The following is a 21273-nucleotide window of genomic DNA, read 5'->3' on the forward strand; positions in this document are numbered from 1 at the left end:
CCTTCTTATCACCCGCGGCCGAGCTTCTCCGTCGGCGTGACGCGCACGATGACGCGTTCCTCGCCGGGGCGGCGCCACGGGTACGCGTCCTGGTTCAGATACTTCTTCGCCATCCGGTCGATGTGCTCGTCGGCGCCCTCGGTGACGAACTCGGCGGTGCCCTTCACCCAGAGCGTGCGGAAGTCGTCCGCCTTGTCCACCACCGACACCGCGACCACCGGGTTGCGCGCCATGTTGAGGTACTTCTGCCGTCCCTTTGCCGTGTTGAACAGGATGTGCTCGCCGTCGGTGTCCACCCAGACCGGGGTGACGTGCGGGGTGCCGTCGGACTCGATCGTGGCCACGTGCGCGAGCTGCGGCTCGCCGAGCAGGGCCAGATCTTCTTCGGTGAGGATCGCCATGGTCGAGAACGTACCTCGGTGGATTGTCAGCCGCCGCCGGTACGCTCCGCCGGCCGTCGGCCGACGAAAGGACACCTCCCATGCCGTACACCCCAGACTTCGAGCGGCTGCTCACCCCCGGCGCCCGGTTCGAGGACGGTACGGCCGTGCACGTGATCGAGGCGCACCCTGCCGGTGAGGTCGTGCTGCCGACCGGCCGGCTGGTGGGGTGCGATCCGCTGGTCTGCCCGGAGAGCGACCCGTACACGGTCGCCGTCGCCCCCGGCCGTTACCCGGCACGTGCCTGGGTGTCGTCGGTCCGCCGCGACGGCGACGAAACCGACCGGCGGGTCGCGGCGCTGGAGGTCGTCGTCCGGGACGAGCCGGTCTCGCGGTGGGAGATGGCCGTCGTCGACGGCCAGGACATCGGCGAGCTGGGACCGGACGGCTTCTTCGGGTACGGCGTGGACGCCGGCACCGGCACGCTCGCCGACCGCGACGCTCTCGCCGTGATCGAGGACTGGGACTACGACCGGATCGAGGAGGTTTTCATCGCCGGGGACGGGGGCTCCGCCCCTGGTCCGGTGCCCGGCCTGGTCGACGCGGTCGTGGACGAGGCGACCGGCGCGAACGTGGTGGCGGTCTGGTCGGGCTGGGGGGACGGCTGCTACGGCACCTGGATCGGCCGGGACGCGGACGACCGGGTCGCGAGGTTCGTCACCGATTTCATGGTGGTGCCCGTCGAGGACTGAGGTGTGAAGAAGGGGCCCCGCCCATACCGAATGCGTTAAGAAGGGCCCCCGCCTTTTCTCACAGTGGGCGTGTGGGCGGGTACCGTTTGCGCGCATCCACCCACCTGCAGGGAGTCGACGTGAGCGAGCGTGTGGAGAACCGGACGGCGGGCCAGGCCCCGGCCACCAAGGCACAGCGGCGGTTGGCCGCCCAGCTGGCCGAGAAGAAGGCCGCCGAGGCGCGCCGCCGCCGGCAGTCGATGCTCGGCGCGGCCGCCGGCGTGCTCGCCGTGGTGGCCCTGGTCGGCGGTCTGGTCTGGCTGAACAGCGGGGACGACGACAAGCCCGCCACCGCCACCTCGGCCAGCCCCAGCGCCCCGGTCGAGCCCGCCGCGCCGCCCGCCCCGGAGCTGCCCGCGGGCACCGACCCGGCGCTGAAGACCAAGCCGACCGTCCAGGCCGGCTCGGGTGACCTGACGAAGCTGACCGTCACGACGCTGGTCAAGGGCACCGGCCCGGCGGTGAAGGCCGGCCAGACCATCACCACGAACTACGTGGGCGTGTTCTACAAGGACGGCAAGCAGTTCGACGCGTCCTGGGACAACGGCCAGCCGGCCACCTTCCAGATCGGTGTGGGCCAGGTCATCAAGGGCTGGGACCAGGGCCTGGTCGGCGTGCCGGTGGGCAGCCGGGTGCAGCTGGACCTCCCGGCCGACCTGGCCTACGGCAACGACGCCTCGGGCGGCCGTCCGGCCGGGCCGCTGCGCTTCGTCGTCGACGTGCTGGCTGCGCAGTAGATCACTCCAGGCTTCCGCCCGGTCACCCACCGGCAGTAGGTTCGTGGTCACCGTGGGCGGCACGTCCGCCCACGGCGACTGCCCACCGACGCGGAGGTGCAACGTGGCGGCGCTGGACGATGCCGGGATGGCCCGGCGGATGTGGACGCTCTTCGAGCCGGTCCACGCGGTGACCTACTTCCACCCGCGCGCCCGGGCCGCGTTCGAGGCGGTCGGGCTGCGCGGCTACTGGCGCGGCTACTTCGCCGGCCGGGCCGCGCCGCTCGGGCCGGTGGACGCGCCGACGGTCACGGCCGCCTTCTTCAGCTTCGCGCCGCCGATGGTGGCCCGCGCGCTGCCGTCGGTGTGGCGGCTGGCCACGCCGGAGGAGGCGCTGCGCGCCCGGCTCACCGGTGCGGTGCAGGCGCTCGCCGAGTTCACCTACGAGCTGCCCGAGTCCCACCTCGTCGAGGCCGCCGAGCTGCTGGAGGAGGCGGCCGGGCGGGTGGACACGGCGGGTCGGGTGCTCGGCGCGGTCAACGCCGCCCTGCCCCGCGGGGAGTACCCGCTGGCCCGCCTCTGGCAGGCGGCCGCGACGCTGCGCGAACACCGGGGCGACGGGCACGTGGCGGCGCTGGTGACCACCGGGCTGGAGCCGGTCGAGGTGGTGGCCTGGCGGTGCCGGGTCGACCAGTCGCGCGAGTTCCACCAGCCGGCCCGGGGCTGGACCGACGAGCAGTGGTCCGCCGCGGAGGAGCGGCTGGTCGAGAAGGGGTGGCTGACCCCCGAGCGGGAGCCCACCGCGCACGCCACCGAGACGTTCCGGAGCGTCGAGGACGCCACCGACCGGGCCGCGTCGGGCCCGTGGCGGGCACTGGGCGCGGAGCGCACCGCGCGGCTGCGGGAGCTGCTCGACCCGATCGCCACCCGGTGCCGCACGATCATCCCGCCGCAGGCCCCGATCGGTCTGCCCGCGCAGCGCTCCGCCGGGGTGACCCTGCCGGGCTGAACCGGGCCGCCGGCTGGGGCAGGATGGCGTCATGGTGGACGCGGTGCTCTTCGACCTCGACGGCGTGATCGTGGATTCCGAGCCGGTCTGGGAGGAGGTCCGCCGGGCGTACGTGGCCGAGCACGGCGGCGTCTGGCAGCCCGACACCCAGCGCCGGCTGATGGGCATGAGCACCGGCGAGTGGGCGGCGTACCTCAGCGACGAGCTGGGCGTCGACCGGTCGGCCGAGCAGGTGGCCGCCGAGGTGGTGGCCGAGATGACCGAGCGGTACGCGCGACGCGTACCGCTGATCGACAGCGCGGACGCGGTGGTGCGCCGGACGGCCGCGCGGTGGCCGCTGGGGCTGGCCAGCTCCTCGCCGAGCCGGTTGATCGCGGCGGCGCTGGACGCGACGGGCCTGGCCGGCGCGTTCGTCGCGACGCTGTCGACCGAGGAGACCGCCCGGGGCAAGCCGGCGCCGGACGTCTGGCTGGCGGTGGCCGAGCGGATGGACGTCGACCCGCGCCGGTGCGTGGCGGTGGAGGACTCCTCGAACGGTGTCCGCTCGGCCGCCGCGGCGGGCTGTCGGGTGGTGGCGGTGCCGCACGGGTCGTACCCGCTCGACCCGGACGCCGAGGCGCTCGCGGCCGTGCTGCTCCCCTCGATCAACGCGCTCACCCCCGAGTTGCTGGCGGACCTGCGCTGAGGCGGGCTCGGCATGTTCGCGCGACCTTCGGGTAGCGCACCCACGACGACGGCGGAGGGACGACGATGAAGGCGATCGTGTACGAGCGCAGCGGGGACGCCTCGGTGCTCCAGCTGGTGGACCGGCCGGTGCCGGAGCCCGGCCCCGGCGAGGTGCTGGTGCGGATGGCGGTGTCGGGGGTGAACCCGACCGACTGGAAGGCCCGCCAGGCGTGGCCCCTGCCGGCCGGCTGGCAGATCCCGCACCAGGACGGCGCCGGCGTGATCGAGGCGGTCGGCGAGGGCGTGGACCGGATCCTGATCGGCGAGCGGGTCTGGGTCTGGGAGGCGGCCTGGCAGCGGCCCTGGGGCACGGCCAGCGAATACACCGTGGTGCCGGTCCGGCACGCGGTGCCGCTCGGCTCGGCCTCGTTCGACCTGGGCGCGGCGCTGGGCATCCCGTTCATGACCGCGCACCGGTGCCTGACCGCCGGCGAGTTCATGCCGGACAAGCTGCACGCCGGCGCGTTGAGCGACCACGTGGTGTTGGTGCAGGGCGGGGCGGGCGCGGTGGGCAACGCGGCGATCCAGCTCGCCCGCTGGGCCGACGCCTGCGTGATCACCACGGTGAGCAGCCCGGAGAAGGCGCAGCTGGCGGCGGCGGCCGGGGCCAACTTCGTGATCAATTATCGCGAGCAGGACGTGGTCGAGGAGGTCCGCAAGGTCGCGCCCGACGGGGTGCACACGATCGTCGAGGTCTCGGCCGCCCGCAACGCCGCCGCCGACGTGCAGATCCTGCGCACCGGCGCGGCGGTCTGCGTGTACGCCGACGACGGCGGCGACGAGGTGACGCTGCCGATCCGGCCCCTGATGGGCCCGAACGCGCGCTGGCAGTTCGTGCTGGTCTACACGGCCCCGAAGGTGGCCAAGGCGCAGGCGGTCACCGACATCGCCGCGGCGGTGGCGCAGGGCGCGGTCCGGGTCGGCGAACAGGCGGGCCTGCCGTTGCACCGGTATCCGTTGGCGGAGGCCGCCGCCGCGCAGCAGGCGGTGCAGGACAGCGTGGTGGGCAAGGTGCTCGTGAGCACCGCCGACGAGTAGGCAACCGGATTTCCCCGACATCGGGACAGAGGCGAACAAGTTTCGCAACAATGACGGTGCGGGTCACCCCGTAACGGACGGGCGGCCCCGGCGCGGTGCGAACGCCGGGGCCGCCCTCTGGGAGGAATGTCCGTTGGGATCGTGTTCCTACCCGTGTTGGCGACGGTACGCCGGAAAGTGTTACGGCGCGGTCAGTTCGCGCACCTCCAGCCCGCCGTCCGCGTACCGCGAGCGCACCACCTTCTTGTCGAACTTGCCCACGCTGGTCTTCGGCACCGCGTCGATGAACGCCCAGCGCTCCGGCAACTGCCAGCGGGCCACCGACGTGGCCAGGAAGTCGCGCAGCTCCTCCGCGCTGACCGAGGCGCCCTCGCGGACCACCACGGTGGCCAGCGGACGCTCGTCCCACCGCTCGTCCGGCACGCCCACCACGCAGGCCTCCAGCACCGCCGGGTGCGCCATCAGGGCGTTCTCCAGCTCGACCGACGAGATCCACTCCCCGCCGGACTTGATCACGTCCTTCGCGCGGTCGGTCAGCGTGATGTAGCCGTCCGGCGAGAGCGTGCCGACGTCCCCGGTACGCAGCCAGCCGTCCCGGAACTTCTCCTCGTCCGGCACGTCGTCCCCGACGTACCGGGCGGTCACCCACGGCCCGCGGACCTCCAGCTCGCCCACGGACGTCCCGTCCGCGGGCAGCGGCTCGCCCAGCGGGCCGACGATCCGCGCGGCCACGCCGGCCGGCACCCGGCCCTGGGTGTAGCGGTAGCCCCACGCGTCGTCGCCGGTCGCGCCGGCCGGCGGGCGGGAGACCGAGCCGAGCGGGGACATCTCGGTCATGCCCCAGGCGTGGATGACCTCGATGCCGTGCCGGTCGTGGAACGCGTGCATCAGCGCCGGCGGGCAGGCCGAACCGCCGACGATCACCTCCGTCAGCGAGGACGTGTCCACGTCGTGGCTGTCCAGGTAGGCCAGCAGGTCGGTCCAGATGGTCGGCACCGCGCCGGCCAGGGTGGGCCGCTCGGCCGCGATCATGGCGGCGATCGGCTCGGCCTGGAGGAAGCGGTCCGGCATGATCAGCGAGGCGCCGGAGAGGAACGCCGCGTACGGCAGACCCCAGGACATGGCGTGGAACATCGGCACGATGGCCAGCTCCCGGTCCTTCGGGCCGAGGCCGAAGCCCTCCGGCATGCACACCTGGAGCGAGTGCAGGTAGATCGAGCGGTGCGAGTAGGCCACGCCCTTGGGGTTGCCGGTGGTCCCGGAGGTGTAGCAGAGCGCCGCCGCGTCGCGCTCGTCCACCTCGGGCCAGTCGTAGCGGTCCGGACGGTCGGCCAGCAGCGCGTCCCAGTGGTGCACGGTGATCCGGTCGCCGGCCGCGGCCAGCAGCGGGGCCGGGTCGCCACCGCCGACCACCACCACGTGCCGCACCGTGCTCATGTCGCCGATCACCCGGGCGAGCAGCGGGATGAGCGTGGTGTCGACCAGCACCACCCGGTCCTCGGCGTGGTTCGCGATGTAGACGACCTGGTCGGGGAAGAGCCGGATGTTGAGCGTGTGCAGCACCGCGCCCATGCTCGGCACCGCGAAGTAGGCCACCAGGTGCTCGTTGTTGTTCCACATGAACGTGGCGACCCGCTCGTCGCCGGTCACGCCGCACTCGTCGCGCAACGCGTGGGCCAGCCGGGCGGCGGCGCGACCCACCTCGGCGTACGTCATCCGGCGGGGCTCGGCACCGGTCCAGGTGACCACCTCCGCCGCGCCGTGCACGGTGGAGCCGTGTTCGAGGATCCGGGCGACCTGGAGGGGGGCTTCCATCATCGTGCTACGCATGGGTAACAACGTAGTGTCGCCGGTCACACGAACGGAACCCCCCGGATCGGCCGAGCCCGGCCGGGATCGGTGCGTAGATTGTCCGGGTGAGCATCTCGTGGGCCGACTCGTACGTCGGGCAGCTCCGCGCCCTGGCCGGTGACCGCACCCTGATGTTCGTCGGCGCCCGCGCCGTGGTGCGCGACAACGCCGCCCGGGTGCTGCTGATCCAGCGCTCCGACAACGGCCAGTGGGCGCTGCCGGCCGGCGCGATGGAGTTGGGCGAGTCGATCGCCGACTGCGCGGTCCGGGAGGTCCGCGAGGAGACCGGCCTGCGCGCGCTGCGGGTCAGCGCGTTCGCGCTCTACACCGGCCCGGACCGCACCCACACCAACATGTACGGGCACACCTACCAGGTCTTCACCACCGCGTTCCGGGTCGACGAGTGGGACGGGGAGCTGTCCCGCTTCACCGACGAGACCACCGACGCCGGCTTCTTCCACCCGGACGAGTTCCCGACCCCGCTCTCGTCGAGCGTGCACGAGACGCTCGCCGACCTGGACGTCTTCGAGCAGACCAACCGCCTGATCCTCAAGTAGGGCGGCTCACAGCATCGTCTGCGACTTCGCCTCCATGTCGGCGGCGGCCTCGTCCTTCGACTCCTTCGGCAGCGGCTTGCCGCCCGGCGCGGCGGCCTTCCCACCCAGCGGGTCCGCGCCGCCGGTCGAGCCCTGCGGGCCGGCGCCGCGCAGCTGGTGGTTCGGCATGGCGAGGGTGACCAGCACCGCCAGCACGGCGATCAGGCCGGTGGTCAGGAAGACCAGGTGCAGCGACTCGACGAACGACGCCTGGATCGCGGCGCGCACCGGACCGGGCAGGGCGAGGATGGTCGCCGGGTCGTTGATCGAGATGTTCTCCGTGCCGCCGGCCGCCACCGCCGCCCGTTGCTGCGGCGGGAGCTGGGCGATCGCGCCCGGCAGCCGGTCGGACAGCTCGGCGGTGAGCCGCGACGACAGCACCGCGCCCAGGATCGCCACCCCGAACGACCCGCCCAGCGACCGGAAGAACGTCGCGGACGAGGTGCCCGCGCCCAGGTCGCGGACGTCCACCGCGTTCTGCACCGCCAGGATCAACGACTGCATGCACAGGCCGAGCCCGACGCCGATCACCACCATGTAGCCGAACGCGGCCCAGAGCGAGGTGCCCACCTGGAGCTGCCGGAACAGCAGCATGCCGACCACCAGCACGGCCGCGCCGGCCACCGGGAACCACTTGTACCGGCCGATGCGGCTCATCGCCCGGCCGGTGACGATCGACGTGACGATGATGCCGGCCATCATCGGCAGCATCAGCAGACCGCTGCGGGTCGGCGAGGCGCCCTTGACGATCTGGAGGTAGAGCGGGATGAAGATGATCGACCCGAACATCACCAGACCGAGCACGAAGCCGGCCGAGTTGGCCAGCGCGAACGTCCGCTTGCGGAACAGCCGCAGCGGCAGGATCGGTTCCCGGGTCCGGGCCTCCTGGAGCAGGAACAGCACGCCCAGCACCGCGCCCGCCACGAACAGCCCGACGATCACGCCGGAGCCCCAGCCGTACTCGTTGCCACCCCAGCTCAGCGCCAGCAGCAGGCAGCTCACGCCGGCGACCAGCAGAGCCGCGCCGACCCAGTCGACCGTGTGCTCGCGCCGCTGGAACGGCACCAGCCGCATGACGTGCCAGCAGACCACGATGGCGAGGATCGCCAGCGGCACGTTGATGTAGAAGATCCAGCGCCAGTTGGTCTCCGCGAAGTAGCCGCCGACCAACGGACCGGCCACCGACGACAGGCCGAACACGGCGCCGAACAGACCCTGGTAGCGGCCCCGCTCCCGGGGGGAGACCACGTCCGAGATGATGGTGAACGCCAGCGTCATCAGGCCACCCGCGCCCAGGCCCTGCACCCCCCGGGTGACGATCAGCTGGGTCATGTCCTGCGACAGGCCGGCCAGCAACGAGCCGAGCAGGAACGTGCCGATCGAGAAGAGGAAGACCGGCCGGCGTCCGTACAGGTCGGCCATCTTGCCGTAGAGCGGCGTCGAGGCGGTCGACGCCAGCAGGTACGCCGTCACCACCCAGGAGTAGTGGTTGATCCCACCCAGCTCGCCGACGATGGTGGGCAGCGCGGTGCCGACGATGGTCTGGTCGAGCGCCGCCAGCAGCATTCCGGTCATCAGACCGAACATCAGCAGGCGGATCTGGCGGGCGGGCAGGGCGGGACGAGCGGCCTGGGCGGTCATCCCGCTTCCTATCCCACCGGGGGCGGATCATGCCCCCGGTGGGTGGTCGGGTTTCAGCGGGCGCTGTGCCGGCCCTCGGCGAACTCCTCCACGATCTTGGCGCAGAACGCCGGCAGGTCGTCCGGCTTACGGCTGCTGACCAGGCCGTTGTCGGTGACGACCTCCTGGTCGACCCAGGTGGCGCCGGCATTGGTGAGGTCGGTGCGCAGGCTCGGCCAGGAGGTGATGGTGCGGCCCCGCACCACGTCCGCCTCGACCAGCGTCCACGGGCCGTGGCAGATCACCCCGACCGGCTTGCCGGCGTCGAAGAACGCCTTCACGAACCGGACCGCCTCCGGGTCCGTCCGCAGGAAGTCCGGGTTCGCCACGCCGCCGGGCAGCACCAACCCGTCGTACGCCCCGGCGTCCGCCTCCTTGGTGGTGACGTCCACCTGGTACTGCTTGCCGTGGTCGAGGTGGTTGAAGGCCTGGATCGAGCCGGACTCGATGGAGACCAGCTCCACCTGGGCGCCGGCGTTCTCCACCGCCTCCCGGGGCTTGGTGTACTCGACCTCCTCGACGCCGTCGGCGGCCAGGAAGGCGATCCGCTTGCCCTGAAGTGTCGCTGCCATGCTGCTCTCTCCTCTCCGGGGTGTGTCTGCACGGTTCCCCCGGCCGATACCCCGAAACCGGACGCCGTCGGTGGCCCGCGTCGCACTCCCGCCCGGCCGGCGCGCAGGTTTGGCCGGTCGGCGCGGGGGGACCCGGAGGGGCATGGCAGGAGCAGCAGCGGAAGAGCGCCGGCTGGCCACCGTGGTGGCGAGCTGGCAGGGGCGTCCCGTGCTGGTCGTCGGCGACGCCATGCTGGACGAGTGGCGGTTCGCCGAGTCGGAGCGGCTCTGCCGGGAGGCCCCGGCGCCGGTCCTCACCCTGCGCCGCCGGATCTCCGCGGCCGGCGGCGCCGCGAACACCGCGGTCAACGTCGCCGCCCTCGGCGGGCGGGCCGCGCTGGTCGCCCCGGTCGGCGCCGACGTGGCCGGTGACGAGCTGCACGACTGCCTGGACCGCGCGGCGGTCTGGGACCGGACGGTGAGTCAGCCCGGCCGTCCCACCCCGGTCAAGCGGCGGATGCTCGCCGGCAACCAGATCCTGCTCCGGGAGGACTCCGGCGGCCCGGAGGACGCGCTCGACGAGGACGGGGTGGCCCGCCTGCTGACCGCGCTGCACTGCGCCACCGAGGAGCTGCGCGCGGTGGCCGCCGGGCATCCGCTCACGCTGGTGGTCTGCGACTACGGCCTGGGCGCGCTGCCCTCGGCGGTACGCGCCTGGCTGGTCGCCAACCGGGACCGGTACGGCACGGTGGCGCTGGACGCGCACGACCTGGCCGACTGGCGCGGGCTCAACCCGACCGTGGTGACCCCGAGCTTCGCCGAGGCGACCCGGCTGCTGGCCCGCGCCGCCGCCGGCTTCGCGCACGCCGAACGGGGTGCCGTCCGCGGCGGCGGCGACCTGCACCTCGACCACCCGGCGGAGGCCGACGGCCCGTCCGAGCTGGTGGTGGGCGCCGCACCCGGCGGGGCCGGCGAGCGGACCACGGGCGGCCCGCACCCGACCTCCGGAGCGCCCGCCGCGACGGCCGCCACCGGCGGTCCGGCCGGGCCGACGGGTGAGCCGACACCCGGCGAGGAGCGGGTGGCGTTGACCGGGGACGGTCTCAGCGTCACCGGCACCGGGGTGACGGTGAACGCGGCGGCCGGCGAGGGCGTGGACCGGGCGGTGCTGGCCGAGTCACGCCTGCCCGAGCTGCGCGCCCACACCGGCGCGGACGTGGTGGCGGTGACCCTGGACACCGAGGGCGCGGTGGTCGGCGGCGCCGACGGCTCGCCCCGGCGCAGCCACAGCACCCCGGTCCCGGCGAGCCACGCGGTGGGCGCCGGGGACGCGTACCTGGCGGCCATGACGCTGGCGCTCGCCGCCGACGCGGGCCTGCCGACCGCCGCCCAGCTCGCCCAGCTCGCCGCGACCATCACGGTCGCCGACACCGGCACCTGCGTGTGCCGTCGGGAGGACCTGCTCGCCGCGCTGGGCACCGGCGGTGAGGAGGCCGGGCACCCGGCCCTGGTCGGCGCCGAGGAGCTGACCGCGCTCGTCGCCGACCACCGCCGGGCCGGCCGTTCGGTGGTGTTCACCAACGGCTGCTTCGACGTGCTGCACCCCGGGCACGTCCGCTACCTGACCCAGGCCCGCGCGCTCGGCGACCTGCTGATCGTGGCGGTCAACTCGGACGGCAGCGTGCGGCGGCTCAAGGGCCCGGACCGGCCGGTCAACCCGGTCGAGGACCGGATCGCCCTGCTGGCCGCGCTGGCCTGCGTCGACCACGTGGTGGTGTTCGAGGAGGACTCGCCGGCCCGCCTGATCGAGGCGGTCCGCCCGGACGTCTACGTCAAGGGCGGCGACTACCCGCCGGAGATGGTGCCGGAGGCGCCGCTGGTCCGGCGACTGGGCGGCCAGGTGCGCACCCTCGGGTACGTGCCGGACCGCTCCACCTCGGCGATCATCGACCGCATCCGCGCCCAGGCGGCCAGCGAGCACCGTGAGGCCGTGCCCGACCCGCACCTTCCCGCCGTGGGCGAGGGCAGGCCGGCGTGACCCGACCGCTGGACCCGGGCACGCCCGAACAGTTCCGCCGGCCCCGTCGGCTGGACGTGCTGATCCCCACCCGCAACCGGCCGGCCGAGTTGGCGGTCACCCTCTCCGGGCTGGCCGCCCAGGAGGGCGTACCCGGGTTCGGGGTGGTGGTCAGCGACCAGTCCGACGGCGACCCCGCGTACGCGCACCCGGCGGCGGCCACCATGGTCCGGGCGTTGCGCCACCGGGGGCACCCGGTGCTGCTGACCCGGCGGCTGCCCCGACGCGGGCTGGCCGAGCACCGCTCCTACCTGCTGTCCCGGTCGGCGGCCGACGCGGTGCTCTGCCTCGACGACGACGTGTGGCTGGAGCCGGGCGCCCTGTCCCGCCTGGTCACCGCGCTGGACGAGCTGGGCTGCGGGTTCGTCGGCAACGCCGTGCACGGGCTCTCCTACGCCGACGACGTCCGCCCCGACAGCCACCGGCACTACGAGGAGTGGCCGGGCCGGCCGGAGCCGGAGCGGATCCGCCCCGGCACCCCGGAGTGGCACCGGGCGTCGATCCATCCGGCGGCGAACCTGCTGCACGTCACCGAGAAGCTGAACCTGCCGGCGGGCGCGTGGCGGGCGTACAAGGTCTCCTGGATCGGCGGCTGCGTGCTCTACGACCGGGCCAAGCTGGTCGAGTGCGGCGGCTTCGACTTCTGGGAGCGGCTGCCCGAGCGGCACCAGGGCGAGGACGTGGCCGCCCAGCTCGCCGTGCTGGAGCGCCACGGCGGCGCCGGTGTGCTGCCCAGCGGGGCCTACCACCTGGAGTCGCCGACCACTGTCACCGAGCGGGACGTGGAGGCGTGGGAGGTCGTGCTCAGCGAGTCGACGGCGGAGGTGTGAGCAGCTCCCGGGCCGCCTCCACCACCTCGGCGACCGGCACGTCGGCCACGAACGACACCCGGTGCGGGCACTCGCCGTCGCCCGGGCGGTGCGGGTAGATCCCCGGCGTGCAGTCGACGCCGCAGACCGGGCAGAGCGTGGTCCAGGCGGCGATCGGGCGGTGCCGGCCGCGCAGCGGTGAGGCCCCGTTGATCAGGTTGCCGACCCAGAAGATCCCGACCGTGGGCGCGCCCACCGCGGCGGCCAGGTGCAGCGGGCCGGTGTCGTTGGAGACCACCAGCGCGCAGTCCGCGTAGGCCGCGGCCAGCGCGCCGAGGCTGAGCGTGCCGACCTGCGGGCGCACCGGCACGCCGGCCGCCGCGACCACCGCGTCGACCGTCTCCCGCTCGGCCGGGGTGCCGGTGACCAGCACCTCGTACCCGTCCCCGGCCAGCGCCCGGGCGACCTCGGCGAAGCTCTCCGCCGGCCAGCGCCGCCGGGTGTCGGTCGCGCCCGGGTGCAGCGCCACCCGGGGGCGTTCGGGCGCGCCGAGCACCTCCGCGGCCTCGGCCCGGTCGGCGTCGGTCACCGCCAGCGCGGGGGTGATCGTGGTGGCCGGCGCCCCGACCAGGGCGGCCACCTCCAGGTAGCGGATCACCTCGTGCTGGTAGTAGACGTAGCGCAGCCAGCGGTCCAGCGGCGGCGCGCCGTCCGCCCGCAGCCCGGCGGTGACCCGGGCACCGAGCCCGGTGACGAACGGATTGGAGTTGGCGCCGCCGCCGTGCACCTGCAACGCCAGGTCGAACCGTTCGGTCCGGGCGGCGGCCAGGAACTCCGCTGGGTCCGCCGGGCTCTCGTCCGGGCCGGGGTCCCGGAGGCCGGGCGCGGGCGGCACCACCAGCACCCGGTCCACCGGGCCGGGCCGGTCGCGCCAGAGCGCCGCGTGCCACGGCGCGCCGAGCAGCACGATCTCCGCCGACGGGTACGCGGCCCGCAGCGCGTCCAGCGCCGGCAGCACGAAGATGAAGTCGCCGAGCGCGTTGGCGCGCAGCACGGCGATCCGCTCGACGTCCGGCACCCGCTCACCGACCGTGCCGAGGACCGACGGCTCCGGGTCGCGGCGCGGCGACGTCGGGCTGGTCACGCGACCCCTACGGCCTGTCGATCTCGTCGACGGTGGTGTCCGGGTGGTGCAGTTCCCGGTCGGCGGCCGGATCGGCCGGGCTCGACGTACGGCCGGAGGTGGCGCGCGGGCCGGTGCGGCCGACGGTGATGGTGCGCGGCGCGGGCCGGGCCGCGCGGGGCAGGTGCACCCGCAGCAGGCCGTGGTCCATCACCGCGTCGATCCGTTCCGGGTCCACCCGGGACGGCAGGTCGACGCGGTATTCGAAGCCCCGGGTGGTGAACCCGCCGGGGATGCCCTGGTCGGCGTTGACCTCGGCCTCCGAGCGGGCGCGTACGCACAGCTCGCGGTCGTCCAGCTCGACGGCCACCTCCTCGGGCGCCACGCCGGGCAGCCGGACGACCACCTCCCAGCCGTCGGCGGTCTCGGCCATCTCCACGTCGGGGGTGCCGGAGCGGCCGCCGACCAGGCGGCTCAGCTCGGAGCGCAGCGACTGCAACTCGCCCATCGGGTCCCAACCCTGCTGGCGTCCCCGCCAGCCCCGCTGTTCCGTCATCGCACGTCTCCGATCCGCTGGGTGGCCGAGGGGGGTCGCAGCGAGCTGGGCGCGTTGAGGTCGTGCTCCGGGTCGACGCCGACGCCGAGCCGGTCGACCAGCTCCCCGCCGAGCCACGCGCTGATGCCGAGGATCGCCACCGCGACCACCTCGATCGCGAACAGCGCGCCGCCGGCCGCCCGAGAGTCCGCGTTGAGCCGGACCGCCCAGACCGCGGCGAAGAGCAGGATCACCGCCACGTTGGCGGCGGCGTGGGTGAGCCCGACCCGCTTCGCGCGGGTGCCGGTGGGCAGGGCCAGCAGGTCGAAGGCGCCGGCCGCCGCGGCCAGCAGGCCGCCGATCAGCCCGACCGTGACGTTCCAGTACGCCACCTCGCCGAGGAAGTCCGGCCCGCCCACGATGTCGATCAGGTCGAAGATCACCGCGGTCACGAAGAGGCCGACCGGGAACATCACCAGCATCGGGTGCACGGGATGGCCGAGCACCTTGAGTCGGCTCTCCATCACGGCCTCCATCCGTCGCGTCCGGACACTCGCTGCGATCCGGTCCCTACCCGTCGGCACCGGGGGCAAACCCGGCGCTCGACGCCCTCTCCTAGGCTGACCCTGACGGATCCCGGCCCGTCGCGGGCCGAAACCGTCGTCAAGGTCAACGGACGGGGGAGGAAGACGTGACGACACGGGAGATCACCAGCCCCGAGGAACTGCGCGACCTGCTGGGCGCGCCGATGCCCCGGGCGGTGACGAAGGAACGCCGTACGCTGCACGCCCGCGACCGGGAGTGGCTGGCCGCCTCGCCGTTCTGCCTGATCGCCACCGCCGGCGCGGACGGCAGCTGCGACGTCTCGCCGAAGGGTGACCCGCCCGGCTTCGCGCTCGTGCTCGACGACACCACCATCGCCATCCCGGAGCGGCCCGGCAACCGGCGGGCCGACGGCTACCGCAACATCCTGGCCAACCCGCACGTCGGGCTGATCTTCCTGATCCCCGGCCGCACCGACACGCTGCGGATCAACGGGCGGGCCCGGCTGGTCGGCGACGCGCCCTGGTTCGCCGACATGGAGGTCAAGGGCCACCGGCCGGTGCTCGCCGTGGAGGTGGCGGTCGAGCAGATCTTCTACCACTGCGCGAAGGCGTTCCTCCGCTCCGAGCTGTGGCGGCCGGAGACCTGGCAGCCCGACGTGCTCCCGTCCCGGCCTCGGCTGGTCAAGGAGGTCGAGGCGGTGGCGGAGAGCCTGGCCGACCTGGAACGGCACTACGGCCCGGACTACGTCCGCAAGCTCTACGTCTGAGTCACGTCTTCGGCGCGAAGATCGCGGCGGCGGCGATGTCACCGCCGATGATCTGCCAGTCGCCTCGGGGCGATCGTGGCGGACCCTCCGCGCCGGCGATCTCCGGTCGTCCGGTTGGGCCGGATCTGCGGGGGTACCGATCCCGGTGCAGACGACGGGACGACAAGGAGTGGTCATGACCAGGAAGGTCGAGAAGTCCATCGACGTCGACGTGCCGGTCACCACCGCGTACAACCAGTGGACCCAGTTCGAGGAGTTTCCCCGGTTCATGGGTGGCGTGCGCGAGGTGCGCCAGTTGGACGACCGGCGGACGCACTGGATCGCCGAGATCGCGGGCGTGCAACGCGAGTGGGACGCCACCATCGTCGAGCAGGTGCCGGACCGGACGGTGGCCTGGGCGGCCACCGACGGCACCACCAACGCGGGCACCGTCCGCTTCGCGCCGCTCGACACCGAACGCACCCAGGTCCACCTGCTCCTGGAGTACGAGCCGGAAGGGCTGGTCGAGCAGGCCGGCGAGCGGTTGCACCTGGTGGACCGGCAGGCCGAGTCCGACCTGGCGCGGTTCAAGGAGTACATCGAGGGCCGGCAGGTGGAGTCCGGCGGATGGCGCGGCACGATCGCTCCGGACAGACTCCCGTCCGAGGAGGCCGACCTGCCCGATCCGGCGGCGCGGCACCGTGCGGACACCGACGAGGAACCGCCGCCGCCGGAGACCGAGCCCGAGGAGGCGACGGCGCGGATCCCGGCCTCGCGGGACGCCGTCGGTCCGCGATAGACCTTTCTTCCTCCCTGCCGGAGTGGGCCCGGCGGACCGGCCGCGTGGCCGTGTCCGCCGGGCCCGCTTCGTTCCGCGTATTCACGCTTGCCGCTCCCGCCGCGGGCGGCGAGACTCCGGGGCGTGGATCTCAACCGGATCGTCGCCGCCCTGGACAGCCTGTTCGAACTCGACACGGCGCCGCCGGACACCGCGATGTCCCGCCACCTGCCCCGCGTTCACGAGGAGGCCGGCACCGACTGGCGGAGCTTCGTCGAGCCCAGGTTCGCCGAGCGCTTCAACGGGTTGATGCGGCGCGGACGGCCCGACGTCGGAACCGTGTACGGCGCCTGCTTCCCGTCGGCCGAGGTGCTCGACGCCTGGCTGGCCGTGGCCGAGCCGGGTGACCTGCTGGTCACCCACCATCCCATCGACGTCCGCAACGGCTCCCCGGAGGACGACACCTGGGCGGAGGGCTTCGTGCCGATCGACCCGGCGCGGCTGCGGGCCGTGGCCGAACGAGGGCTCTCCCTGTACTCCTGCCACGCGCCGATGGACGTCTCGCTGCGGGTCGGGACGGCCGCCGCCGCGGTGGAGGCGCTGGACGGCACCGTCGTCGACCGGTTCTGGCCGTACGGCGACGGCCACGCCGGGCTGGTGGCCGACGTCCCACCGGTCAGCTCCGCCACGCTCGTGCGGCGGGCGCGGGAGCTGTTCGGCGTGACCACCGTCGAGGTCGAGGGCGCCGACCGGGACGTCGTGACCCGGGTGGCGGTGGTCGGGGGCATCGGCGACCACGTCGAGCAGATGGCGCTCGCCGAACGACTCGGCGCGCAGGCGTACCTCACCGGCGAGCTGCACGTCCGGATCGAGGGCGAGTACGGGCGCAGCAAGTTCGCCGCCGTCCGGGCCTTCGCCGCCACCACCACCATGACCCTGATCGGGGTCTCCCACGCGGCCAGCGAGCACCTGGTCGTCGAGACCCAGTTGCGTCGCTGGTTCGCCGAGGAACTCGGGCTGACCCTGCACCCGATCCGGGAACCGCGCTGGTGGCGGTGACCGGTCACCGGCGGCCGGCGAGCACCGCCTCCGCGTACTCCCAGAGCCGGTCGGCGGCGGCCGGGTCGACGGCATGGGCGGCCACCCCGCCGGTCGCCTCCGGACCGCCCGCGACCACGTCGGCCTCCTGGTTGTCGTCGAAGTAGCGCCCGGTGACGCCCTCGACCAGCGGCGACGCGGCGAGCAGCACGGACGTCGCCGCCCCCTGGGCGGCCGTCTTGTAGTAGGGCTGCTCGATGCGGTTGCCCGCCTCGTCCATCGCCCCGAAGGCGCGCAGCGTCTCGTCGTCCATGTGGCGCTGGAGGTTCGTGGTGATGAAGCCCGGGTTCAACGCGTTGGCGGTGATCCCGTCGCCGCCCCACCGACGGGCGATACCCACCGCGAGCAGGACCTCGGCGGTCTTCGACCGGCCGTACGCGGCCCAGGTGTCGTACGGCTGCCGCTCGAACTGCGGGTCGTCGAAGTCGAACGCCTCCCGCAGGTGCGCGCCGGAGCTGACCAGCACCACCCGGGCCGACCCGGCCGCCCGCAGGTACGGGTGCAGGCCCCGGACGAGCGCGAAGTGGCCCAGGTAGTTGGTGGCCAACTGGAGTTCCCACCCCTCGGCGGTGAGCTGCCGGGCGGGAATCGCCATCACGCCCGCGTTGGCGACCAGCGCGTGCAGCGGGCCGTCCCAGCCGGCGAGGAACGCGTCCACCGAGGTCAGGTCCGCCAGGTCGAGCGCGGCGGCGTGGACGCGGCCGGCGAACTCCGCCACCAGCGGCTCCGCCCGGGCCGGCGCACGGGTGGCGACGGTGACCTCCGCGCCCGCGCCGGCGAGCGCCCGGACCGTCTCGGTGCCGATACCGGAGGCTCCGCCCGTGACGATCATCCGGCGGCCGGTCAGGTCGACGCCGTCGAGGATCTCGGCCGCCGTGGTGCGGGGCGTGAACGGGGTGCTCAGTCGGATGGTCTCTGTCATGACCTCCACGCTAGGGGCGGGACCGCTGGACTGTCCGTACTCTGGAATCCGCCACTCTTTAGCGGGCGTCCAGGGAGGGAGGTCGCGTGGATCCGCTGGACGACGTGCTCGCGCTGCTCGACACGACGAGCCACGTCTCGGCCGCCCTGTCCGCCGGCGGGCGCTGGGCGGTGCGCTTCGACCCGCCGACCGGGGTCAAGTTCAACGCCGTACGGCGCGGACGCTGCCTGCTGCGGGTGGACACCTCGCCGGAGCCGGTGCCGCTCGACGAGGGCGACTGTTTCCTGCTGACCCGGCCGGTCGGCTACACCCTGGCCAGCGACCCCGACGTGCCGGCCGAACCGGCCGGACCGATCTTCCGGGCGGCGGCCGACGGGCCGGCCCGGGCCGGCTCCGGCGACGAGGTCCTGCTGGTCGGTGGCGCGTTCTCCTTCACCGACCGGTCCCGTGACCTGCTGCTGGACAGCCTTCCACCGGTCATCCACGTGCCCGCGACGACGCCGGAGGCGGAAACCGTCAGGTGGGCGGTCGGGGAGATCGACGCCGAACTCCGCCAGGGTCGCCCCGGCGGACGGCTGGTCGCCGAACACCTCGCGCTGGTCATGCTGATCCGGATCCTGCGCCTGCACCTCGACCACGGAACCCCGGCCGGCTGGCTGGCCGGCCTGACCGACCCCGTGGTGGCCCCTGCCCTGCGGGCGATGCACGCCCACCCAGAACGGCCGTGGACCGTGGCGGCGGTGGCCCGCTCCGCCACCGTGTCCCGCTCGACCCTGGCCGCCCGGTTCAAGCAGGTGGTCGGGTGCGGCCCGCTGGAGTACCTCACCGGGTGGCGGATCGAGCTGGCCGCCGACCGGCTCCGCCGCTCCGAGGACACCGTGGCCACCATCGCCCGCGCCGTCGGATACGGCTCGGAGAGCGCACTGAGCGTGGCGTTCAAGCGGGTCACCGGGCTCTCGCCCCGGGCGTACCGGAACCGGACGGCCTGACGCCCGGCGACGGTCTCCCGCGCTACCTGGTCTGCTCCAGGGCGGCCCGGGCCGCCGCGACGAAGGAGTCCCGCCGCGTCGCCCGCTCCTCGATCGCGGCACGCCGCTGCGGTCCGTGGACGTCAGCCGGCGCAACGCCGTCCGACTCCGCGGCGGCCTCGCCGGTCAGTCGCCGCTGTTCACGGGACTCGCCGTTGATGCTCGCGGTGACCAGCTCCGCCTCCCGGGCGACCTCCTCCGGCCCTTCGAGCAGGACGATGTTGTACGCCTCGTCGAGACCGCGCAGCGCCTGGTACGTCTCCCCGTGGCCCGCCCCACTCTCCTGCCGCCAGGTCCGGTCGAGGCTTCGGTACGCCTGGTCGCACGCGCCGAGGAACCCGACGTACGCGTCCCGGCGCCGCTGCGCCCTCTCCGTCGCCCGCTGCTCCGCCCGCTCCTCCCGAGCCCCCGTGAGATGGCTCGTGACCTGGCGACGGGCGGCCCACGCACCGATCACCCCGGTCATGCCGGCGGCGGCCAGAGTGGACATGGAGGTGATCAGCGCTACGGCGACCGTGTCCTGCACGCCATCCATGATCGCCCATCGGGCGGGCACGGGCAGCCCTCCGGCCCTCGCCGGCGCGATGGTCAGCCCGATCGGCTGACCCAGTAGGTCTGCTTGTGGCCCCGGGCCTCCATCCGCGCCGCCGTCGAGTCCGCCTCCGCCCGGCTGGCGTGCCGGGAGACCTCGTACCGGTTGCCGTTGTCGTCCTGGCGCCACACCGTCCAACCGTGGCGACGGTCCGCGGGCGGGGGCCAGATCGGGACGAACGCGTCCTCCGGCCAGTCCGGCAGCACCGTGCGACTGAGGGACATGAACACCGGACCGTGCGGGGTGTCGACACGCCAGTTCTCCCACTGGTCCAGATCGTGCGACGCGAACCGGGCCAGCAACCGCACCAGCTCCCGGACCTCCGCGTCGGTCAGCGGCCCGCCCGGATCCACGCTCTCCATGCGGCCACGATCCCAGAACACGCCGACCGGCGTCGATACGGTTGATCCGGCCGCCCCTCGCCGCCGGCCCGGCCAGCGACCGGGCAGAAGCCGCCTACACTGGCCGTGATCCGACCCGTCGGGAGTACGGAATGAGCCTCGACATCGCGGTGTGGGTGCCGAACGACGCCGCCCACGCCGGCCGGGTCGTCGTGGCGGATCCGCCGGGAACCAGTACGGCGGTGGGCACCGAGAGCGTTCGCCATCAGCTGTGGGGTTCGGCAGCCGCCCGGCGGCTCGGCGCAACGATCCTGCCGCAACTGGCGGACATCACCGTCGAGAATCGCGGGAATCTCCAGGTCTCACCGGCTCAGCTCGACGCCTTCGAGCAGGAGTGCGCGCTGCTGGCGGGGAACGTCGGGCACCTGTCCGCCGCGACGGGACACGACGCGGATCGGATCCTCCGGTACCTGGCCACCATGCGGCACGCCGTGACGCGCGCCAGGGCGGTCGGTGGTGGCGTCGTCATCTGGTAGTGGCGGCACGACCGGGGAAGCGATTCAGGGGCCCGGTCACGGCCGCTGACCCGGCCACCAGCGGCCCTGTTAGCTTCGCAGGCATGACTGCGCAGATCACCGCCGGGCAGTTCCACGAGGCCGACGGTGTCGAGGACTGGCGATCCCTCTACCACGTGGTCTCGGCCTGTTTCCGGACCGCTTCGCTGGCCGAGGGCACAGCGCTCGTCGATGCGATCGGTCGGCTCGCCGGCGAGGCCGAGCAGCAGTACCTGAGTATCGACCTGCGCCCCACCGGCGTCACCGTGTCCCTGTCCCGGCGCGACATCGGGCTGGCCCGCCGGATCTCGGCCGCCGCCAGGGCACTGGACATCCCCGCCGACCCGACCGCCGTGCAGCTCATCAACGTCACCCTCGACGCACTCGTCAGCGCGAACGTGCTGCCGTTCTGGCGGGCGCTGCTCGGATACCGCCAGATCGGCGACGACTACCTGGCCGACCCGGCACGTCGCGGCCCAGGCTTCGGGTTCCAGACCATGGACGCGGCGCGTCCGCAACGCAACCGCATGCACCTCGATGTCGCCGTCCCGCACGATCAAGCCGAGGCCCGCGTCGCCGCCGCCCTGGCCGCGGGCGGCCACCTCGTCTCCGACGCGCACGCGCCGAAGTGGTGGATCCTCGCCGACGCCGAGGGCAACGAGGCATGCGTCGCCACCTGGGTCGGCCGCGAGTAGCACCGTCCCGATCACACTTCCAGCCCGACACCACCGGTCCACAGCCTTGACGAGCCCGCTGTCGACCTTGAGAAACGGCGAAGCCCAGGCCA

General features: G+C 73.7%; 23 protein-coding genes and 1 pseudogene. 14 read left to right on the forward strand and 10 right to left on the reverse strand.

The features are described from left to right. Window positions 1–8: 8 nt before the first annotated feature. Window positions 9–401, reverse strand: a complete 393-nt coding sequence (locus tag CO540_RS17200) for a PPOX class F420-dependent oxidoreductase (protein ID WP_091583372.1) — start codon at window positions 399–401, stop codon at window positions 9–11. Between the two features lie 80 nt (window positions 402–481). Here CO540_RS17200 and CO540_RS17205 point away from each other — a divergent pair, with 80 nt between their 5' ends. From CO540_RS17205 to CO540_RS17225, 5 genes are all read left to right on the forward strand, one after another. Then, on the forward strand, window positions 482–1132 hold the full coding sequence (locus CO540_RS17205; RefSeq protein ID WP_099162841.1) for a DUF4241 domain-containing protein: 651 nt from the start codon (window positions 482–484) through the stop codon (window positions 1130–1132). 86 nt (window positions 1133–1218) lie between these two features. Beyond that, window positions 1219–1908 (forward strand): FKBP-type peptidyl-prolyl cis-trans isomerase, encoded by a 690-nt coding sequence (locus tag CO540_RS17210; protein WP_371682305.1) that lies wholly within the window; start codon window positions 1219–1221, stop codon window positions 1906–1908. A 139-nt stretch (window positions 1909–2047) separates the two neighbouring features. Next, a complete protein-coding gene (locus CO540_RS17215; protein WP_172968038.1) occupies window positions 2048–2896 on the forward strand; it encodes a hypothetical protein in 849 nt (282 codons plus the stop codon). Window positions 2897–2927: 31 nt separating this feature from the next. Then, the gene (locus CO540_RS17220; RefSeq protein ID WP_099162844.1) at window positions 2928–3581 is read left to right on the forward strand and encodes an HAD family phosphatase; all 654 of its coding nucleotides are present in this window, start codon (window positions 2928–2930) and stop codon (window positions 3579–3581) included. A 65-nt stretch (window positions 3582–3646) separates the two neighbouring features. Next, entirely contained in the window at window positions 3647–4660 is a 1014-nt protein-coding gene (locus CO540_RS17225; protein ID WP_099162845.1) for an NADPH:quinone reductase, read from the forward strand. Between the two features lie 180 nt (window positions 4661–4840). On the opposite strand, the gene CO540_RS17230 is transcribed toward CO540_RS17225, so the two are convergent. Continuing rightward, window positions 4841–6490, reverse strand: coding sequence for a fatty acid--CoA ligase (locus CO540_RS17230; RefSeq protein WP_099162846.1), 1650 nt, complete (start codon window positions 6488–6490; stop codon window positions 4841–4843). Between the two features lie 86 nt (window positions 6491–6576). Between CO540_RS17230 and CO540_RS17235 the strand changes: the two genes are divergently transcribed. Beyond that, entirely contained in the window at window positions 6577–7068 is a 492-nt protein-coding gene (locus CO540_RS17235) for an NUDIX domain-containing protein (protein ID WP_091583400.1), read from the forward strand. A gap of 6 nt (window positions 7069–7074) precedes the next feature. Here CO540_RS17235 and CO540_RS17240 read toward each other — a convergent pair whose 3' ends face one another. Next, window positions 7075–8748, reverse strand: a complete 1674-nt coding sequence (locus tag CO540_RS17240) for an MDR family MFS transporter (RefSeq protein WP_091583402.1) — start codon at window positions 8746–8748, stop codon at window positions 7075–7077. A 53-nt stretch (window positions 8749–8801) separates the two neighbouring features. Then, complete coding sequence (locus tag CO540_RS17245) at window positions 8802–9359, reverse strand: type 1 glutamine amidotransferase domain-containing protein (protein WP_099162847.1); 558 nt, start codon at window positions 9357–9359, stop codon at window positions 8802–8804. A 142-nt stretch (window positions 9360–9501) separates the two neighbouring features. On the opposite strand from CO540_RS17245, the gene rfaE2 reads away from it, so the two are divergent. Beyond that, window positions 9502–11376, forward strand: coding sequence for a D-glycero-beta-D-manno-heptose 1-phosphate adenylyltransferase (gene rfaE2, locus CO540_RS17250; protein WP_253865995.1), 1875 nt, complete (start codon window positions 9502–9504; stop codon window positions 11374–11376). Further along, on the forward strand, window positions 11373–12245 hold the full coding sequence (locus CO540_RS17255; protein ID WP_099162848.1) for a glycosyltransferase family 2 protein: 873 nt from the start codon (window positions 11373–11375) through the stop codon (window positions 12243–12245). The genes rfaE2 and CO540_RS17255 overlap by 4 nt, the downstream gene beginning before the upstream one ends. On the opposite strand, the gene CO540_RS17260 is transcribed toward CO540_RS17255, so the two are convergent. The 3 genes from CO540_RS17260 to CO540_RS17270 form a co-directional block, all read right to left on the reverse strand. Next, window positions 12220–13302 carry a glycosyltransferase family 9 protein gene (locus tag CO540_RS17260; protein ID WP_371682306.1) on the reverse strand — a complete coding sequence of 361 codons (1083 nt, stop codon included), beginning with the start codon at window positions 13300–13302 and terminating at the stop codon, window positions 12220–12222. The genes CO540_RS17255 and CO540_RS17260 overlap by 26 nt on opposite strands. 73 nt (window positions 13303–13375) lie before the next feature. Further along, window positions 13376–13903 carry an Hsp20/alpha crystallin family protein gene (locus tag CO540_RS17265; RefSeq protein WP_099162850.1) on the reverse strand — a complete coding sequence of 176 codons (528 nt, stop codon included), beginning with the start codon at window positions 13901–13903 and terminating at the stop codon, window positions 13376–13378. Further along, on the reverse strand, window positions 13900–14406 hold the full coding sequence (locus CO540_RS17270) for a DUF2231 domain-containing protein (RefSeq protein ID WP_099164804.1): 507 nt from the start codon (window positions 14404–14406) through the stop codon (window positions 13900–13902). The genes CO540_RS17265 and CO540_RS17270 overlap by 4 nt, the downstream gene beginning before the upstream one ends. Window positions 14407–14573: 167 nt before the next feature. On the opposite strand from CO540_RS17270, the gene CO540_RS17275 reads away from it, so the two are divergent. The 3 genes and pseudogenes from CO540_RS17275 to CO540_RS17285 all read left to right on the forward strand — a co-directional run bounded on the left by CO540_RS17275 (window position 14574) and on the right by CO540_RS17285 (window position 17010). Further along, entirely contained in the window at window positions 14574–15194 is a 621-nt protein-coding gene (locus tag CO540_RS17275) for a pyridoxamine 5'-phosphate oxidase family protein (RefSeq protein ID WP_099162851.1), read from the forward strand. A 175-nt stretch (window positions 15195–15369) separates the two neighbouring features. Beyond that, a pseudogene (locus CO540_RS17280) lies at window positions 15370–15816 on the forward strand (SRPBCC family protein); the annotation flags it as partial. Between the two features lie 279 nt (window positions 15817–16095). Continuing rightward, complete coding sequence (locus tag CO540_RS17285; protein WP_099162853.1) at window positions 16096–17010, forward strand: Nif3-like dinuclear metal center hexameric protein; 915 nt, start codon at window positions 16096–16098, stop codon at window positions 17008–17010. Window positions 17011–17014: 4 nt separating this feature from the next. On the opposite strand, the gene CO540_RS17290 is transcribed toward CO540_RS17285, so the two are convergent. Next, window positions 17015–17971, reverse strand: coding sequence for an SDR family NAD(P)-dependent oxidoreductase (locus CO540_RS17290; RefSeq protein WP_099164805.1), 957 nt, complete (start codon window positions 17969–17971; stop codon window positions 17015–17017). A gap of 86 nt (window positions 17972–18057) precedes the next feature. Here CO540_RS17290 and CO540_RS17295 point away from each other — a divergent pair, with 86 nt between their 5' ends. Further along, window positions 18058–18960, forward strand: coding sequence for an AraC family transcriptional regulator (locus CO540_RS17295; RefSeq protein ID WP_099162854.1), 903 nt, complete (start codon window positions 18058–18060; stop codon window positions 18958–18960). Window positions 18961–18982: 22 nt separating this feature from the next. On the opposite strand, the gene CO540_RS17300 is transcribed toward CO540_RS17295, so the two are convergent. Further along, window positions 18983–19525 (reverse strand): hypothetical protein, encoded by a 543-nt coding sequence (locus tag CO540_RS17300; RefSeq protein WP_157779142.1) that lies wholly within the window; start codon window positions 19523–19525, stop codon window positions 18983–18985. A 62-nt stretch (window positions 19526–19587) separates the two neighbouring features. Further along, entirely contained in the window at window positions 19588–19953 is a 366-nt protein-coding gene (locus CO540_RS30190; RefSeq protein ID WP_157779143.1) for a hypothetical protein, read from the reverse strand. A 131-nt stretch (window positions 19954–20084) separates the two neighbouring features. Here CO540_RS30190 and CO540_RS17310 point away from each other — a divergent pair, with 131 nt between their 5' ends. Together CO540_RS17310 and CO540_RS17315 are read left to right on the forward strand one after the other, a co-directional pair. After that, window positions 20085–20468 (forward strand): hypothetical protein, encoded by a 384-nt coding sequence (locus CO540_RS17310; protein WP_253865997.1) that lies wholly within the window; start codon window positions 20085–20087, stop codon window positions 20466–20468. Between the two features lie 83 nt (window positions 20469–20551). Beyond that, window positions 20552–21181, forward strand: coding sequence for a VOC family protein (locus CO540_RS17315; protein WP_099162856.1), 630 nt, complete (start codon window positions 20552–20554; stop codon window positions 21179–21181). Window positions 21182–21273: the final 92 nt, after the last annotated feature.

This window comes from Micromonospora sp. WMMA2032 (assembly GCF_002688545.1).
Taxonomy (GTDB): domain Bacteria; phylum Actinomycetota; class Actinomycetes; order Mycobacteriales; family Micromonosporaceae; genus Micromonospora; species Micromonospora sediminicola.